General features: G+C 66.3%; 13 protein-coding genes. 6 read left to right on the forward strand and 7 right to left on the reverse strand.

All coding sequences use genetic code 11. The features are described from left to right. The first annotated feature begins 2 nt into the window (after positions 1 to 2). Entirely contained in the window at positions 3 to 377 is a 375-nt protein-coding gene (locus tag ACZ1A1_RS12930) for a PRC-barrel domain-containing protein (protein WP_313193559.1), read from the forward strand. Positions 378 to 383: 6 nt separating this feature from the next. On the opposite strand, the gene ACZ1A1_RS12935 is transcribed toward ACZ1A1_RS12930, so the two are convergent. After that, positions 384 to 1,562 carry an NAD(P)/FAD-dependent oxidoreductase gene (locus tag ACZ1A1_RS12935; protein ID WP_463620265.1) on the reverse strand — a complete coding sequence of 393 codons (1,179 nt, stop codon included), beginning with the start codon at positions 1,560 to 1,562 and terminating at the stop codon, positions 384 to 386. Between ACZ1A1_RS12935 and mnmC2 the strand changes: the two genes are divergently transcribed. Next, positions 1,561 to 2,283, forward strand: coding sequence for a tRNA (5-methylaminomethyl-2-thiouridine)(34)-methyltransferase MnmC2 (gene mnmC2 / locus ACZ1A1_RS12940; RefSeq protein WP_463620266.1), 723 nt, complete (start codon positions 1,561 to 1,563; stop codon positions 2,281 to 2,283). The genes ACZ1A1_RS12935 and mnmC2 overlap by 2 nt on opposite strands. A 4-nt stretch (positions 2,284 to 2,287) precedes the next feature. Here the strand turns inward: mnmC2 and ACZ1A1_RS12945 are convergent, their stop codons facing one another. Both ACZ1A1_RS12945 and ACZ1A1_RS12950 read right to left on the reverse strand, forming a co-directional pair. Continuing rightward, complete coding sequence (locus tag ACZ1A1_RS12945) at positions 2,288 to 5,914, reverse strand: PAS-domain containing protein (RefSeq protein ID WP_463620267.1); 3,627 nt, start codon at positions 5,912 to 5,914, stop codon at positions 2,288 to 2,290. Positions 5,915 to 6,034: 120 nt separating this feature from the next. Next, positions 6,035 to 6,487: a host attachment protein gene (locus ACZ1A1_RS12950; RefSeq protein ID WP_313193563.1), complete on the reverse strand. Its 453-nt coding sequence runs from the start codon at positions 6,485 to 6,487 to the stop codon at positions 6,035 to 6,037. A 519-nt stretch (positions 6,488 to 7,006) separates the two neighbouring features. Here ACZ1A1_RS12950 and ACZ1A1_RS12955 point away from each other — a divergent pair. Further along, positions 7,007 to 8,428 carry a DEAD/DEAH box helicase gene (locus tag ACZ1A1_RS12955; protein WP_313193564.1) on the forward strand — a complete coding sequence of 474 codons (1,422 nt, stop codon included), beginning with the start codon at positions 7,007 to 7,009 and terminating at the stop codon, positions 8,426 to 8,428. A gap of 81 nt (positions 8,429 to 8,509) precedes the next feature. On the opposite strand, the gene ACZ1A1_RS12960 is transcribed toward ACZ1A1_RS12955, so the two are convergent. After that, a complete protein-coding gene (locus ACZ1A1_RS12960) occupies positions 8,510 to 9,394 on the reverse strand; it encodes a DMT family transporter (protein WP_463620268.1) in 885 nt (294 codons plus the stop codon). Positions 9,395 to 9,717: 323 nt separating this feature from the next. On the opposite strand from ACZ1A1_RS12960, the gene ACZ1A1_RS12965 reads away from it, so the two are divergent. Genes ACZ1A1_RS12965 through ACZ1A1_RS12975 form a run of 3 tightly spaced genes read left to right on the forward strand, consistent with a single transcriptional unit; the run spans position 9,718 to position 12,897 of the window. After that, positions 9,718 to 11,112 carry a circularly permuted type 2 ATP-grasp protein gene (locus tag ACZ1A1_RS12965; RefSeq protein ID WP_313193566.1) on the forward strand — a complete coding sequence of 465 codons (1,395 nt, stop codon included), beginning with the start codon at positions 9,718 to 9,720 and terminating at the stop codon, positions 11,110 to 11,112. A gap of 4 nt (positions 11,113 to 11,116) precedes the next feature. Further along, positions 11,117 to 12,058 (forward strand): alpha-E domain-containing protein, encoded by a 942-nt coding sequence (locus ACZ1A1_RS12970; RefSeq protein WP_463620269.1) that lies wholly within the window; start codon positions 11,117 to 11,119, stop codon positions 12,056 to 12,058. 14 nt (positions 12,059 to 12,072) lie between these two features. Continuing rightward, positions 12,073 to 12,897 (forward strand): transglutaminase family protein, encoded by an 825-nt coding sequence (locus tag ACZ1A1_RS12975; RefSeq protein WP_463620270.1) that lies wholly within the window; start codon positions 12,073 to 12,075, stop codon positions 12,895 to 12,897. An 85-nt stretch (positions 12,898 to 12,982) separates the two neighbouring features. Here the strand turns inward: ACZ1A1_RS12975 and ACZ1A1_RS12980 are convergent, their stop codons facing one another. The 3 genes from ACZ1A1_RS12980 to araD1 form a co-directional block, all read right to left on the reverse strand. Continuing rightward, positions 12,983 to 13,606 carry a hypothetical protein gene (locus ACZ1A1_RS12980; RefSeq protein ID WP_463620271.1) on the reverse strand — a complete coding sequence of 208 codons (624 nt, stop codon included), beginning with the start codon at positions 13,604 to 13,606 and terminating at the stop codon, positions 12,983 to 12,985. A gap of 196 nt (positions 13,607 to 13,802) precedes the next feature. After that, entirely contained in the window at positions 13,803 to 15,236 is a 1,434-nt protein-coding gene (locus ACZ1A1_RS12985) for an aldehyde dehydrogenase family protein (RefSeq protein WP_463620418.1), read from the reverse strand. A 61-nt stretch (positions 15,237 to 15,297) separates the two neighbouring features. Next, a complete protein-coding gene (gene araD1 / locus ACZ1A1_RS12990; RefSeq protein WP_463620272.1) occupies positions 15,298 to 16,293 on the reverse strand; it encodes an AraD1 family protein in 996 nt (331 codons plus the stop codon). Positions 16,294 to 16,332 lie beyond the last annotated feature (39 nt).

Genomic DNA, 16,332 nt, shown 5'->3' on the forward strand with positions numbered 1-16,332 from the left:
TTATGGCCATGCAGGATGCAAACATTCGCGAAACCCAGGATCTGATCGCCAGCGACAAGGTCGAGGGTACGAGCGTCTACGGCGCCGACGGCAAGCATATCGGCTCGGTGGAGCGCCTGATCCTCGACAAGCGGAGCGGCCGCGTTTCCTATGCCGTCCTCAGCTTCGGCGGGTTCCTCGGCATCGGCCAGGATCATTACCCCCTGCCTTGGGCCAAGCTCAGCTATGACGAGGGCCTCGGCGGCTACCGCGTCGACCTGACCAAGGAACAGGTCGAAAACGCCCCGCATTACGAGAGCGATGCCGAATACGACTGGAACCGCCGCAACGGCAAGGTCATCCACGACTATTACGGCGTGCCGCCCTACTGGATGTAAGGCAGCCTATATCCGCCCGGCTTCGTCGAAGTGTGCCGGGACGGTGAACGAGGGCGGCACGTCGAGCGTGCCGCCCTCGATTTCGTTCAGCACCGCGCGGGCGAGCCTGTGCGCGATGCCGAAGCTCACCTTGAAGCCGCCCGTCATGAGGCTGACATTGCGGTGGTCCGGGTGCCGCCCGACCATAGGGTCCGGCCCCACCGCCCGCGGCCGAAGCCCCGCCCAGCGCTCCGCGACCGGCGCATCGGCAAGGACCGGCGCCATCGCCCGGGCTCGTTCGATCAGCGTGTCGAGCAGGCCATCCGTACCATGGGGATCGGCGAACTGGTTCTCGCTGGTACTGCCGATGGCGACCAGCCCGTCCTCATGCGGAACGATATAGAGGCCGTCGGCGAAGATCACCGGCAGCGCCAGATCGAGATCGGCCTTCAGCAATGCCGCCTGCCCTTTCACCGCGCTGCCGGCGGGCTTGGCGAGCTTCGGACCGAGCGGCGTCAGGAGATCGAAGGTCTGCACGCCGGCCGCCAGCACGCAGGTACCGAAGGCAAGGCTGGTCCCGTCGTCGAGATGCGCCCGGCCGGCCGCCGGATCGAGCGCCGCAAGGCCGGTTCCCTCGCGGATGGCGACATTCGCCATGCGGCCGAGCGCAGCCTTGAGGGCGGCGAGCAGGAGGCGCGGCGCAAGGCGCCCGGCAAGGCGGTCGTGCACGATGCCGTATGGCATCGCCTCCACAGCGGGCCAGCCGGAAACCGGCGCCGCATCCAGCACCTCGAAGGCAAAGGACCGCTCGGGCGTGCGCCAGGCGGAAAGCGCGTCCTGCGCATGGCCGAGGGCACGCTCACGATTATGGGGTTTTTGCAGCGGCATGAGACGGCCGGAGCGGCGATAGCCGGTGGAAAGCCCGGTCTCGGCCTCGAGGGTCGCGATCTCCCCCTCCAGCGAGACGAGCGCATCGAACTGGAAGGCCTTCTTGGCATTCCACCTGTCGGGCAGGTGCGCCATTAGCGCGCCGAGCACGCCGCCGCTCGCCCCCGCGCCGATATGCCTCTTTTCTATGAGCGAGACCGAGAGCCCTTCGCGGGCGGCCAGAAGGGCCGTCCACAGGCCCATCACCCCGCCGCCGACGACGAGGAGGTCCACGCCCGGTTGACCGGCGGCCTTCACGCGACTATCGCCATTCGCCATGGCTGACCACAATCCTGAGAACACGACCGGGACCGAAGCGGTCCTCGACTGGCACGAGGGCGATATGCCCTATTCCCGTGCCTTTGACGATCACTTTTATTGCCGCAGCGACGGGCGGCTGGAATGCGGCCATGTCTTCCTTGCCGGCAACGACCTGCCCCGCCGCTGGCAGCGCCGGGAGCCGTTCCGCATCGCCGAACTCGGCTTCGGCACCGGCCTCAACCTGTGCGAGACATGGCGGCAATGGCGCGAGACCGCGCCGGAAGGCGCAAGCCTCCACTTCACCTCCTTCGAGCGCTTCCCGATGGCCCGCGCCGATATCGACCGCGCCCTTTCGCACTGGCCGGAAATCGAACGGGAACGCGCGATCCTCACCGCAAGGTGGCCCGACGCTCCCGAGGGCCGCGTCGAGATCGAGCTCGAACCCCGCATGCGCCTCACCGTCGTCTGCGGCGCGGCGCTCGATAGCCTTTCGGAGGAGAAAATCCCCTTCGACGCCTGGTATCTCGACGGTTTCGCGCCCTCGCGCAATCCGGACATGTGGTCGGAGGAGCTGATGGCGGAGGTCTACAGGCTGACGGTTCCGGGCGGGCGCTTCGGCACCTATGCCGCCGCCGGCTTCGTGCGGCGCAACCTCGCCGCCGCGGGCTTCATCGTGGAACGCCGGCCGGGCTTTGCGGGAAAGCGCGAAATGCTGTGCGGGGAAAAGCCGGCCGCCTGACGGCTTAGTGCAGCGTGCCTTTCACGGCCGGCGCATTACCGCGCTTCAGCCAGCGGTCGAGCTTTTCCTCCAGCTTCTCGATGCTGATCGGCTTGGTCAGGTAGTCGTCCATGCCGGCGGCAAGGCAGTCCTCGCGGTCGCCGTCGAGCACATGGGCGGTAACGGCGACGATGGGCACACGATGGCCGGTGCCGCTTTCGAGCTCGCGGATCGCCCGGCTCGCCTGGAGGCCGTTCATCACCGGCATGGAGATATCCATCAGAATCATGCCGGGCCGGCAAGCGCGGAAGACTTCCACCGCCGCCTCGCCGTTCTCGACCAGCCGGAAGCGAAGGCCGGCGGCCAGCAGCATCTGGGTGAAGAGGATCTGGTTGACCTCGTTGTCCTCCGCCACCAGCACGTCCAGCGCCCCGTCCCCGGCCGGAGCTACCGGCGTGGCAACCTGCGGGCGCAGCGGCAGCACCTTGCCTGCCGCGGCGGCGGAAGGCACCGTTTTCGCCCGCGCCGCGCGCAGCACCTCGAACACCGTCTCGCGCAGAAGATCGGCGCGCACGGGCTTCATCAGATGGGCCTCGACCTGCTGCGAGGAGAGGAGCTGGTCCTCGGCGGAGAGGTTCATGGAGGTCAGAACGATCACGGCGATATCCGCCGTCGGCGCGCTTTCGCGCAGCGCCCGCACGAAGCCGGGCGAGCGCTCCGGCTGGTAGTCGAGAAGGATCGCATCCACAGCGACGCCCATGTCCGAGGCCGCCGCGAGCACCGCCAGCGCCTCGACCTCGGAAGCGACCGCCGTGGCGTCGTATCCCCAGTCGAGCAGCATGTCGTAGGCGGCCTTGCGGGAAAGCTCGTGGGCATCGACGACGAGGATGCGCCCGTCGGGTGCCTTCGCCGGCATGATCCGGGCGGGCAGCGCGGAAACGGCGAGCGCCATCGGCAGGCGCACCGTAAAGACCGAGCCCCGCCCGACCTCGCTCACCACGTCCAGCGTGCCGCCGAAAAGCCGCGTCAGCCCGTCCGTGATGGCAAGGCCGAGGCCCGTGCCCTCGTGCCGCCGGGTCGAGGAGGCGTCGACCTGCGAGAACTTCTCGAAGATCGATTCCATCTTCTCCGTCGGGATGCCCGCGCCGGTATCCTCGACGCGAACGACGATCTCCACGCCGCTTTCCGTGGTCTGCGAGGAAAGATCGATGAGCACATGGCCGCGGTCGGTGAACTTGACGGCATTGCCGACGAGATTGGTGACGATCTGGCGGAAGCGCCCGGCATCGCCCATCACCGCCGCCGGCATGTTGGCCGCGCCGCGCACGACGAGCTCGACATCCTTCTCCGCCGCCTTGGCCGAGAGAAGCGTCGCCACGTCCTCGATCGCCTCCACCGGATTGAAGGCGACGTCGCGCAGCGTCATCTGGCCGGCATCGATCCGGGAGAAGTCGAGGATATCGTTGATGATCGTCAGGAGCGCGTTGCCGGACTTCACCATGATGTCGATGAAGGTCTTCTGGCGCGTGTCGAGGTTCGACTTGGCGAGCAGTTCCGCCATGCCGAGCACGCCGTTCATGGGCGTGCGGATCTCATGGCTCATATTGGCGAGGAATTCGGACTTGGCCTTGTCGGCGAGCTCGGCACGCGTGACGAGCCGGCGCAGCTCGTCCTCGCGGCTCTTGAGGTCCGTGATGTCGGAAAAGACCAGCACGAACCGGCCGCGGTCGCTCGGCGTGACATCGAGTCGCAGCCAGCGCTGGTGGCCGCTGAAGATGACGAGGGAGGCCGGCTTGCCGGCAAGCAGGATCTCGCCGAACCGGTCCGCATCCACCGACTCCTCGCCGAGGAAGCCGGCGATCTTGCGGTCGATGCAGCTTTGCAGCAGGTCCTCGACGCGCGCGCCGGGCTGCAGCAATTCGCGCGGCATGGCGATCATGGTGGAGAGCGCCTCGTTGGACAGCACCACCACCCCGCCTTCGAGGACGAGCAGGCCCTGGCTCATCGAGGAGACCGCATCCTTCAGCAGGCTGCCTGTCTCTTCGAGGGCGCTGCGGGCCTCCAGCACCTCGCGCTCGCGCTCGCGCCGCTCGGTAATGTCGATATAGGTCAGTAGGCACCGGCCGCCGGAAATCGCGCAGCCCGCCTCGATCACCGTCCGGCCGCCGGCATAGGTGACTTCGCGCACCGGCGTTTCGCCCGCGCGCATGCCCGCAAGGCATGCCCGATAGTCGTCGGCCGAAGCGCCCTCGCCTCCGTAGATTCCGCCCCGCTCCTGCTGGAAAAGCAGCAGATCGTCGAGCGGGCGCCCCCGCATCGGCGGCAGCGCGCCGTCCCACAGCTCCTCGAACGCGCCGTTCACCAGCTCCACGACATTCGCCTCGTCGACCACGACGATGCCGACGGGAATGGATTCCACGATGCTTTCCAGGTCGGCCCGCGCCGCTTCCGCCTGGCGCTGGGCCTCGATGAGCTGGTCCTCGCGCTTCTTCAGCACCGTCGTGTCGGTGATCGAGCCGATGAGGTAGTTCTTGTCGTCGAGCGTCGTCACCCGGTAGAGGCGCGAGATCGTCGGCAGGATAGTGCCGTCGGCGCGGATATATTCGATCTCGGTCTCGATCAGCTCGCCGGTATCGAGCACCAGCTGGTTCTGGCGGTGGAACTCCTCGCCCTGCTCGGGATACATGTCGAGCGTGTTGAGGCCGAGCAGCTCTTCCGGCTGACGCCCTGTCATCTCGACATAGGCGCGGTTGGCGAAGATCATGCGCTGGTTCTCGTCGCGCATGAAGCTTGCGACCGGCAGTTCGTCGAGCAGCGCGCGGTAGAGGCTGATCTCCTGCGAATGCTGCTTCAGCCGGCCTTCGCTTTCCTTCAGCGCCGTGACGTCGAGGCGCAGCGCGACGAGCACGCCGTCCGGCCGGCGCTGCGTGACGAGACGGACCCAGCCGCCGGCAAGGCGCAAGACGGATTCGTGAAGCGGCAGGTCGTAGGCGGCAAGCCGCGCCGCGATCCAGCGCTCGCGCTCGCCCGCTTCAGCCTGCCCGACCTCGATGTCATGCAGCGCCTCGGTGAGGGCCGCGAGGCTGACCGCGCCATCCGCACTGTCGCCGACGAGCGTCCGGTAGAATTCCCGCATGCTGCTATTGGCGTAGCCGAGGCGGTTGTCAGGGGAAAAGACGGCAACGCCCGCCCCCATCGCATCGAGCGCGCCCTCGACATGTTCGCCGGCACGCGCCGGTGCCCGCTCGGCATCTCCATTGGCATTCGCGGCGGAACGGATCGCCGCCGCCAGCACGTCGGCGGATGGCGTGAACAGCCCGACGAGAATGGAGAGCGCCGCCGAAAGCCGCTCACGCTTCAGCGCGATATCGAAGCTGCCGTTCCCGAAGGGGTGGATGTAGCGGGCACGCTCGGGATTGCCGAAGATCAGGCAGCGCCGTTCCGGATCGTCGCGGTCGTCATGCCCCGGCGCCTCGCCGACCTCGTCGGTGCGAAGCCCGATCATCTCCTCCGGAACCCGGCCGAAAAGGCGGGCATAGGCGTCGTTCACCGCGAGATAGCGCAGTTCGCTGCTCTTGACGTATGCAGGATGCGGGTGCGCGCGAACGCGCGCACAGGCCGCCACCAGCAATTCGTCTTGAGATTCAGCCACGCCAAGAACTCCCCGAAGCGGCACGGAAGGAGGGATTCGTACCTCTCGGGGAGTATCATCAATCCTTGAACGGATGGTTAACCCTTCGTTGCCGGAACTGCCGGGTTGTCCCGGCCTCCGTCAGGTCTCGAACATGATCGAGCGAACGCTGGAGATCAGCTTCTCGGTCGGCAGGTTGGAGAAGTTCTTGTCGATCTCCACGACCGTCAGCGCGCGCGCCTTGTCGGAAAGCCTGCCGCGCAGATCGCCGAGCGTCTGCGGCGCGGCGCAGAGCACGAGCCGGTCGAACGCGCCCTCGGCGGCATAGTCGTCGATCCGGCCGGCGACTTCGGCGGTGAACTTCTGCTGTTCCTCGCGAACCGGATCGCTCGAATATTCCATGGAGGACCGGCCGGGGCCGACCGAGGAGTGGCTGCGGCCCGGCTTGTCGGCCATGATGTCCTGAGCCTTCTTCGGTTCCCAGCGAAAGACCTCCTGCTCCGGGCTCTGCTGGCCCTCCTTCAATAGGTTCACGCCCTTGAGCAGGCGGGCCTGATTGCCGTCTGCGGCGAGGATCCAGGTCGTAGCGGTCATTTCTCACTCCCCTAGCAAGGTTCACGGAAACGCAGATGGTACTGCGCGAGGAAGCATCCGACAGGATTGTGGCAGGATGCGTATTGGCCCAACGCAACGCGCGCGGGCATGTTCCGCCATCCGTGACGGGCAAGCATTCCGGCCGCCGGACATGCCGGTTCGGGCAAGGAACGCGCATCCGGCATTTCGCACATGCGAAAGTAGCGCTTGACTTTTCACCGCGAAACAACGACATGAGACCCCGAGCGTCGCCCTTCGGCCGCCGCGTGAGCGAGCCCAGCGACTTCCCGAGCACGGGACGCGAGAAGGAGAAGCGCAGAAGACTGGTCCGCCGGATAGCGGCGGAAGACTGCGCAGACGCAAATCCAACCCACAAGTTCCCAATTCACGCGGGGTTCTTGACGCCAGACGAAACCGGATCGCATGGTGCGTTCCGGCCCGAGGCGGTTCCGCAAGAAATGGCGCATTGCGCCCGGGACCGGATTCGGAAAGTCGCCTGGCGCCCCGAAAGGTATTGCTTTGACAACTTTCCACGACCTCGGTCTCTCGAAGACCATCGTCGCCACCCTCTCCGCGCTCGGTTTCGAAAAGGCGACGCCGATCCAGGAAAAGGCCATTCCGCTGGTCCTCGAAGGCTCGGACCTGATCGGTCTTGCCCAGACCGGCACCGGCAAGACGGCCGCCTTCGGCCTGCCGATGATCGAGAAGCTTCTCCTCGAAGCCCGTCGCCCCGACCCGCGCAACATCCGCGCCCTTATCCTCGCCCCGACCCGTGAACTGGTGAACCAGATCGCCGACAACCTGCGCGACTTCGTGAAGAAGACGCCGCTGCGCGTCGTCACCGTCGTCGGCGGCGCTTCCATCAACAAGCAGTCGGAAATGCTGAACCGCGGCACCGACATCCTCGTCGCCACCCCCGGCCGCCTGCTCGACCTCGTCGCCCGCAAGTCCGTGACGCTGACGCAGGCCCGTTACCTCGTGCTCGACGAGGCCGACCAGATGCTCGACCTCGGCTTCATCCACGACCTGCGCAAGATCTCGAAAATGGTGCCGAAGAACCGCCAGACGCTGCTCTTCTCGGCCACCATGCCCAAGCTGATCGCCGAGCTTGCCGGCGAATATCTCGTGAACCCGAAGAAGGTCGAGGTCACCCCGCCCGGCAAGGCCGCCGACAAGGTGGAGCAGTACGTGCACTTCGTGCCCGGCAAGGATCAGAAGACACAGATCCTCAAGCAGACGCTCACCGACAATCCGGACGGCCTGTCGCTCGTCTTCTCGCGCACCAAGCACGGCGCGGAAAAGCTGATGAAGCATCTCGACCATGTCGGCTTCAAGGCTGCCTCGATCCACGGCAACAAGAGCCAGGGCCAGCGCGAGCGCGCCCTCAAGGCCTTCCGTGACGGCGAAATCCGCGTGCTGGTCGCCACCGACGTCGCCGCCCGCGGCATCGACATCCCGGGCGTCACCCACGTCTACAACTACGACCTGCCGGAAGTGCCGGACGCTTACGTCCACCGCATCGGCCGCACGGCCCGCAACGGCCGCGACGGCATCGCCATCGCCTTCTGCGCGCCCGACGAGGCGCATCTCCTGCGCGACATCGAGCGGCTGATGGGCATCAAGATCGCCGTCGCCAGCGGCGAGGCCCCGGTGGAGAGCACCGCCGGCCCCGGCGGCAAGTCCCGCAAGGGCCGCAACAGCGGCGGCCAGCGCTCCGGCAATGGCCGCGCCGCGAACCGCCCGGCACGCCAGCCCTTCGGCGACGGCGCGCAGGCGGAAGCCGGCGCCCCCTCCGGCGCCAAGCGCCCGCAGCACGGCCGCCCGGCCCAGAAGCAGGGCGACCGCCAGAACCGCAACCACGGCGGCAACGGCCAGCCCGGCCGCCCGCAGAACCGCAACAAGCCGCGCCGTGCGGAAGGCCAGCGCCGCGAACAGGCGTGAGCCAGTCACGGTATCGAATGCGGAAACGGCGGGCTTCGGCCCGCCGTTTTTGTTTGCAGGAAGGTTGCGGGAGCCGCCCCCTCACTCCGCCGGTGCGACGTCCTTGCGGTTCGTGAGGTAGACCCCCACCACGACGATGGCCGTCCCGAGGATCATCGGAACCGTCAGCTCCTCCCCGAAGACGGCGGCGGCCTGAAGGGCGGCGATGGGCGGGACGAGGTAGATGAGCGAGGCGGCGCGGGAGACCTGGCCACGGCGCAGGAGATAGAGCAGCAGCAGGATCGCCCCCACGGAAATGCCGAGCACCGACCAGGCGAGCAGCGCGACGAAGGCGAAGCCGAAATCGACATGCAGGTTTTCCAGGCCGAACGCGATGGGGACGGTGACGACCAGCGCGCCGACATATTGCAGCGTCGCGATGGTGCGGATGTCACCGGTATGCAGGTGCTGCTTCTGGTAGATCGTGCCGTAGGTGACGGCCGCCATGCCCAGCATGTTGACGACGATGGCGAGGGCCGGGATCTCCGCCGCGCCATGGCCGAAGAACTTCGGCAGGACGGCGATCAGCACCCCGAGAAAACCGAGACAGAGCCCGAGCTTCTGTGACTTGCCCAGCCTTTCCCCGATGAAGAACGGTGCCGCCAGCGCCGTCATCAACGGCTGGAGGGCGGCGATGATCGAGGACAGCGCCGCCGGCACGCCCTGGCCGATCGCCCACCAGACCGCGCCGAGATAGATGCCGTGCAGGAAGGCGCCGGAGACGACGGCGTGCAGGACGGTGCGCATGTCGCGCGGCCATGCGGCCCCCGAAACGAGACAGAGTACGGCAAACAGGATGGCCGCCGTCACGTAGCGGATGCTGAGGAAGGTCAGCGGCTCGGAGACGATGGCGCCGAACTTGGCAACGACCCAGCCGGTGGACCAGAGCAGGACGAAGATGGCCGGGGCCAGGCGGTCGAGGGACATGGGCTTTCCGCGAAGGGGACAATCGGTGCGCGAGCGATAGGCATCGCGCCGATGATGGTCAAAGGAATTTCCTTGATGCTTAGGTTCAGGGAAAAGCGGAACGAACAGTCTTTCGGCACCTGCCCATGTTTTCGGCAGGCATGGGTCACCCGGATGCGCTTCGCCGGATGCCTTGCCGGCGGAAACCGTCGCGATGGCCGGTTTTACATGCCTCAAAGCGGTATGAGAATTCTTGATCGCTAATTGAGCATGGTTCTTGCATTGCCGGGAATGTTGTACTCAAATGACGAAAAATGGGGAACACGCCTTTGGCATTTGATGAAATGATGAACGCGGACTCCGGTGCGCGGCAGCCATACCAGAACTACCATGAATGGTACGAAGCACAGGATCGGGCCCGCCTGATCGCCAAATCGAGGGACGCCGAGAACCTCTTTCGCAAAACCGGCATCACCTTCGCGGTCTACGGGCACGCCGACAGTTCCGAAAAGCTCATCCCCTTCGATATCATACCGCGCATCATCTCCGGCCGGGAGTGGCGCAAGCTCGCCCAGGGCATCGAGCAGCGGGTCATCGCCCTCAACGCCTTCCTCGACGACATCTATCACAAGCAGGAGATCATCAAGGCGGGCCGCATCCCGCGCGAGCTGATCGAGCGCAACGAGGCGTTCCTGCCGCAGATGATCGGCTTCAAGCCGCCGGGCGGCGTCTATACCCACATCGTCGGCACCGACATCGTGCGCACCGGCGAGGACCAGTTCTACGTGCTGGAGGACAATGCCCGCACCCCCTCCGGCGTCAGCTACATGCTGGAGAACCGGGAAACCATGATGCAGATGTTCCCGGAGCTGTTCCACCTCAACAAGGTGCGCCCGGTCGAGGACTATCCGAAACTGCTGCGCCAGAGCCTTGCTTCCCTCGCCCCGCCCGGCTGTTCCGGCAAGCCGCGCGTCGCGGTGCTGACGCCCGGCATCTTCAACTCCGCCTATTACGAGCACGCCTTCCTCGCCGACATGATGGGCGTGGAGCTGGTGGAGGGCTCGGACCTGCGCGTCGTCGACGGCAAGGTGAAGATGCGCACCACCCGCGGCTACGAGGCCATCGACGTCCTCTACCGCCGCGTCGACGACGACTTCCTCGACCCCATGACCTTCCGGCCGGATTCCGCGCTCGGCATCCCCGGCATCATGGACGTCTACAAGGCCGGCAACATCACCATCGCCAACGCCCCCGGCACCGGCATTTCCGACGACAAGGCGATCTATTCCTACATGCCCGAGATCGTCGAGTTCTATACGGGCCGCAAGGCCATCCTGGAGAACGTCCCGACCTGGCGCTGCTCGGAGGAGGACAGCCTGAAATACGTGCTGGAGCATCTGAGCGAACTCGTCGTCAAGGAAGTGCACGGCTCGGGCGGCTACGGCATGCTCGTCGGCCCGACCGCCTCCAGGAAGGAATGCGCGGCCTTCGCCGAGAAGTTGAAGGCCCGGCCGACGAACTACATCGCCCAGCCGACGCTCTCCCTCTCCACGGTCCCGATCCTCGTCAACAAGGGCATCGCGCCCCGGCATGTCGATCTTCGGCCCTATGTGCTCGTTTCCGACAAGGTGCAGATCATTCCCGGCGGGCTGACCCGCGTGGCGCTGAAGGAAGGCTCGCTGGTGGTCAATTCCAGCCAGGGCGGCGGCACGAAGGACACCTGGGTTCTGGAGGACTGAGCCGATGCTGGGAAGAACTGCAAACGGCCTCTACTGGATGTTCCGCTATATCGAGCGGGGCGAGAACATCGCCCGCCTCATCGACGCGGGCCTGCGCATGGCGCTAACGCGCTCCGGCTCCTCCGACGAGGACTGGGACGGCGTCCTGCAAAGCGCCGGCGTGCGCGAGGATTTCGACGCCGCGCACGACAGGCTGACGAGCGCCGACGCCATCGACTACCTGCTGCGCGACCACTCCAACCCGTCGAGCGTCATGTCCTGCATCGAGGCGGCGCGCAACAATGCCCGCATGGTGCGCACGGCGCTGACCCGCGAGACCTGGGAAGCGACCAACGAATGCTGGATCGAGCTGAAGCAGGTTCTCGCCAAGCGCGCCAAGCCGGCCGACATGCCGGCGATCATCGACATGATCAAGCGCAGCACCGGCCTCATCCGCGGCGCCTTCCACGGCACGATGCTGCGCGACGACATCTACAATTTCTCGCGCATGGGCACCTTCATCGAGCGCGCCGACAACACCGCGCGCATCCTCGACGTGAAATACTACGTGCTGCTGCCGGCCATCGCCAAGGTCGGCTCCTCGCTCGACAACAAGCAATGGGAATCGATCCTGCGCTCGGTCTCGGCGCATCGCTCCTATAGCTGGGTCTATGACGGGGACTATTCGCCCGCCAACATCGCCGATTTCCTGATCCTCAACGACCGCATGCCGCGCTCGCTTGCCTACAGCTACGACAAGCTGGTCAGCAATCTCGGCTATCTCGCCAAGCTCTACGGCGAGAACCACGCGGCGCACGAGACGGCGTCCTCGACGCTGATGCTGCTGAGAAGCCGCAACATCCACGACGTCATGGAACAGGGCCTCCACGAATTCCTCGAGGAGTTCATCGTGCACAACAACCGCCTCGGGGAGGAAATCTCCGACGGCTATCGTTTCTATCGCTAGGCTGGGGACGCAGGATGCGACTGAAGATCAGCCACACGACCGAATACCGCTATGACGACCCGGTGCAATATTCCCTGCAACGGCTGCGCCTGACGCCGAGGAGCCAGCCCGGCCAGACCGTGCGCGAATGGAAGACCACCGTCGACGGCGCCCATGTCGAGGCGGGCTATACCGACCATTTCGGCAACCATGTCGATCTCGTCAGCACCAATGCCGAACAGGTGAAGATCCGCATCGTCGCCGAGGGAGAGGTGGAGACCGAGGACCGCGCGGGCGTCTTCGGCCCGCACCAGGGCTTCGTGCCGCTCTGGCTCTATCTGCGCGAAACGCCGCTGACCCGGCCCGGCAAGCTGATCCGCGACATGGCCAGGGCATCGAGCGGCGAGAACGAGCTGGCCCGCATGCACGACCTGATGGCGATGCTGCACGAGGCCGTCGCCTACAGGCCGGGCGAGACCGCGCCGGACACCACGGCCGAGCAGGCGCTGGAAAAGAAGCAGGGCGTCTGCCAGGACTACGCCCACATCTTCCTCTCGGCGGCGCGCCATCTCGGGCTTCCGGCGCGCTATGTCTCGGGCTACCTCCTGATGGACGAGCCCGACCAGACGGCAAGCCATGCCTGGGCGGAGGTGCACCTGGCGGGCCTCGGCTGGGTGGGCTTCGACGCGGCGAACAAGATCTGCCCGGACGCGCGCTATGTCCGCCTTGCGACGGGCCTCGACTACAAGGACGCCGCCCCGGTTTCCGGCATGGTCCTCGGCAAGACGGCGGAGACGATGAACGTTTCCATCACCGTGGCGCCGACGGCAAGCCAGAGCCAGTCGCAAAGCCAGAGCTGAGGCGGCGGCCGCCCGGCCGCCGCCTCCTTCTGGCCTGGAGTTTGTCTTGTCGGGAAAACCGGGTTCCACTTTTCCCTGACAAACTCTAGCGGGATGCCGTCCGGAGCAGGCGGCAGAGCTTGACCAGCGCCGCGTCGTAGCCGCCGCTGGTGACGCCGCGGCAGCGCTTGACGAGCTGCATGCGTTCGCTCTCGGGCATTTGCGCGAACTCGCGGATGACGCTCCGGCCGCCCGGGGTCAGGCCGCCGCCCGTGCCGATGCCGATATTCGCATCGAGCAGGCTGCCGCCGCCGACGGTCGCATCGACATTGGCATCGAGCGTACCGACACCGGCGCGGACATTCGCGTCGACCAGCCCGTTCGCGCCGCCGACCGTCGCCGTCGTGCGGGCATTCACGCCGCCGCTGCCGCCGACGGATGCGGTGACGTTTGAATCGACGAGGCCGCGCGAGCCGGCGACATTCGCATTGACGCCGGCATTGACGCCCTTCGAGCCGCCGACGCTCGCGCCGACATTGGCGCTCGCCAGCCCCCTGCTGCCGCCGACCGTCGCCCCGACGCCCGCCTTTACGCTGCCCAGGCTGACGCCGACGCCGACATTGGTCCCGCTCCTCTGCTGCGCCTGCGCGCAGACCGGAACGGCAAGTACCGCCGCAACAAGCACGGCCGAAAGCTTCGGGATCGACACTGCACGTGATGCTGTGAACATGGGAACCTCCACTCAGCCCCGGCCCGGGATTGGGCCGGCATCTGGAAACGGAAGGTTGAGCACTTGGCGATTGTTCCCGCATCGCGGCAGCAGGCCTTCATCAAGGCAAATGAAGGGTTTCGAAGGGTACCGTATCGAAACAGTCCGGGCGCGATCCGAAGACCGCGCCCGGGAAAAACGACGATCGTCCGCCGGCTCAGGCGAGCGTATAGGCCGTCTTCACGGTCGTGTAGAACTCGTTGGCGTACTTGCCCTGCTCGCGCGAGCCGTAGGACGAGCCCTTGCGGCCGCCGAAGGGCACATGGAAGTCGACACCCGCCGTCGGCAGGTTCACCATGACCATGCCGGCCTCGGCATTGCGCTTGAAGTGGGTGGCGTGCTTGAGGCTCGTCGTCGCGATGCCCGAGGAAAGGCCGAACGGGGTATCGTTGGCGACGGCCAGCGCTTCCTCGTAGTCCTTGACGCGGATGACCGCGGCGACCGGGCCGAAGATCTCCTCGCGCGAGATGCGCATGTCGTTCGTCGCCTCGGTGAAGAGCGCGGGCGAAAGATAGAAGCCGGGCGTGTCGCGCTTGAGGAGCTCGCCGCCGAAGGCGAGCTTCGCACCTTCCTGCCTGCCGATCTCGATATAGTCGGTGTCCTGCTTCAACTGGCTCTGGTCGACGACCGGGCCGATATGCGTGCCGGCCTTCAGCGCGTCGTCCACCACCACGCTCTTCAGCCGCTCGCCGACGGCGGCGACGAAGCGGTCGTGGATGCCTTCCGTCACGATGACGCGCGAGGAGGCCGTGCAGCGCTGGCCGGTGGAGAAGAAGGCCGAGTTGACGGCGGCTTCCACCGCGACGGTGAGATCCGCGTCGTCGAGCACGACGAAGGGGTTCTTGCCGCCCATTTCGAGCTGGTACTTGCGATTATGCTCGACGGAGGCGGCAGCGACGCGCTTGCCGGTGCCCGTGGAGCCGGTGAAGGTGATGGCGTGAACGTCGGGACTGTCGAGCATCGTCTGGCCGACGACCGAACCCTTGCCCATGACGAGGTTGAGCACGCCCTTCGGCAGGCCGGCGCGCACGAGGATGTCGACGATGGCCCAGGAGCAACCCGGCACCAGCTCGGCCGGCTTGAAGACGACCGTGTTGCCGTAGCAGAGCGCCGGCGCGATCTTCCAGGCGGGAATGGCGATGGGGAAGTTCCACGGCGTGATGATGCCGACGACGCCGACCGGTTCGCGGGTGATCTCGACGCCGATATTCGGGCGCACCGAAGGCAGCGTCTCGCCGGCAAGGCGAAGGCACTCGCCTGCGAAGAAATCGAAGATCTGGCCGGCGCGCACCGTCTCGCCGATGCCCTCGGCCAGCGTCTTGCCCTCCTCGCGCGAGAGCAGCCGGCCGAGCTCGTCCTTGCGGGCGAGGATTTCGTCGGCGGTCTTCCTCAGGATCGCGTGGCGCTCCAGGATGCCGGAGCGCGACCAGGCGGGGAAGGCCGCCTTGGCGGCGGCAATCGCCGCCTTCGTGTCGTCGGCGGAGGCGCGGGCATATTCGCCCACAACGTCGTCGGTATTGGACGGATTGACGTTCTTGATCGCCTCGGAGCCGACCCATTCGCCGGCAATCAGGTTCTGGTGGATGGTCATGGGCTCGACAAGCCTCCTGTCTGTCATGATGCGGCCCGATAAAACCGGGCCGCGACCGGAATTACAATTGCCGAATGACGATTTCTTCTTCCGCGGCGATGGCCAGCGGATTGCGCAGGGGCAAACCGAAGCCTTCCGCGCCGATCTCGAACACGTCGCCCTCTTCCGTGCGGATGCCGTCGCCGAAGGACAGCGTCGCCGTGCCGAACATGTGCACATGCACGTCGCCCGGCGAACGGAACAGGCCATATTTGAAATGATGGTATTCGAGATTGGCGAAGCTATGCGACATGTTCGCCTCGCCCGAGACGAACGGCTTTTCCCACAGCACCTTGCCGGCGCGCAGGATGCGCGAGAAGCCACGGATATCCTCCGGCGCCGCGCCGATACGGATTTCCGGGCCGAAGCTCGCCTGCCGCAGCTTGGAATGGGCGAGATAGAGATAGTTGATCCGCTCCGTCACATGGTCGGAGAACTCGTTCGACACGGCAAAGCCGATGCGGAAGGGCGAGCCGTCCGCGGCGATGACGTAGATGCCGGCCATTTCCGGCTCCTCGCCGCCGTCGAGCGCGAAGGAGGGCGAGGTCAGCGCCGCGCCGGGCGCGACGGCCTGCGTACCGTTGCCCTTGTAGAACCATTCGGGCTGCACGCCCTTCTCGCCGGCCTTCGGCTTGCCGTTCTCAAGGCCCATGCGGAACATCTTCATCGAGTCCGTCAACGTCTCCTCGGCCGCTTCCGCCGTCTTCTTGTGCATGGAATCGCGCGTGGCGGCCGAGCCGAGATGGGTCAGGCCCGTGCCGGTCAGGTGGAGGTGCGCGGCATCGGGATGGGTGATCGGCGGCAGCAGCCGGCCCTCGGCATAGGCCGCTTCGAGATCGACCTCCGCGCCGAGACCTTTCGCGTCGATGACGGCCTTCAGCGATTGTCCGCCATTGGCCGCTTCCATGGCCAGCGCGTGAACGCTCTCCGCGCCCTTCACCGCACGGCCCCTGCCGCCCTCCTCGCGCACGACCACCATGATCGAGCCATCGGCGTTACCTACCTGCGATATCAGCATCTTCGTTTCCTTCCTGAAGCCGGCAGCAAGCCGAGCTCC

It is taken from the genome of Shinella sp. R2-11 (assembly GCF_055330205.1).

Bases quoted from the DNA above. Each gene is read 5' to 3' on its own strand.
- ACZ1A1_RS12930 (WP_313193559.1), top strand. From the start codon at position 3: ATGGCCATGCAGGATGCAAACATTCGCGAAACCCAGGATCTGATCGCC.
- mnmC2 (WP_463620266.1), top strand. From the start codon at position 1,561: ATGGCTGACCACAATCCTGAGAACACGACCGGGACCGAAGCGGTCCTC.
- ACZ1A1_RS12935 (WP_463620265.1), bottom strand. From the start codon at position 1,562: ATGGCGAATGGCGATAGTCGCGTGAAGGCCGCCGGTCAACCGGGCGTG.
- ACZ1A1_RS12950 (WP_313193563.1), bottom strand. From the start codon at position 6,487: ATGACCGCTACGACCTGGATCCTCGCCGCAGACGGCAATCAGGCCCGC.
- ACZ1A1_RS12960 (WP_463620268.1), bottom strand. From the start codon at position 9,394: ATGTCCCTCGACCGCCTGGCCCCGGCCATCTTCGTCCTGCTCTGGTCC.
- ACZ1A1_RS12965 (WP_313193566.1), top strand. From the start codon at position 9,718: ATGATGAACGCGGACTCCGGTGCGCGGCAGCCATACCAGAACTACCAT.
- ACZ1A1_RS12970 (WP_463620269.1), top strand. From the start codon at position 11,117: ATGCTGGGAAGAACTGCAAACGGCCTCTACTGGATGTTCCGCTATATC.
- ACZ1A1_RS12975 (WP_463620270.1), top strand. From the start codon at position 12,073: ATGCGACTGAAGATCAGCCACACGACCGAATACCGCTATGACGACCCG.
- ACZ1A1_RS12980 (WP_463620271.1), bottom strand. From the start codon at position 13,606: ATGTTCACAGCATCACGTGCAGTGTCGATCCCGAAGCTTTCGGCCGTG.
- ACZ1A1_RS12985 (WP_463620418.1), bottom strand. From the start codon at position 15,236: ATGACCATCCACCAGAACCTGATTGCCGGCGAATGGGTCGGCTCCGAG.
- araD1 (WP_463620272.1), bottom strand. From the start codon at position 16,293: ATGCTGATATCGCAGGTAGGTAACGCCGATGGCTCGATCATGGTGGTC.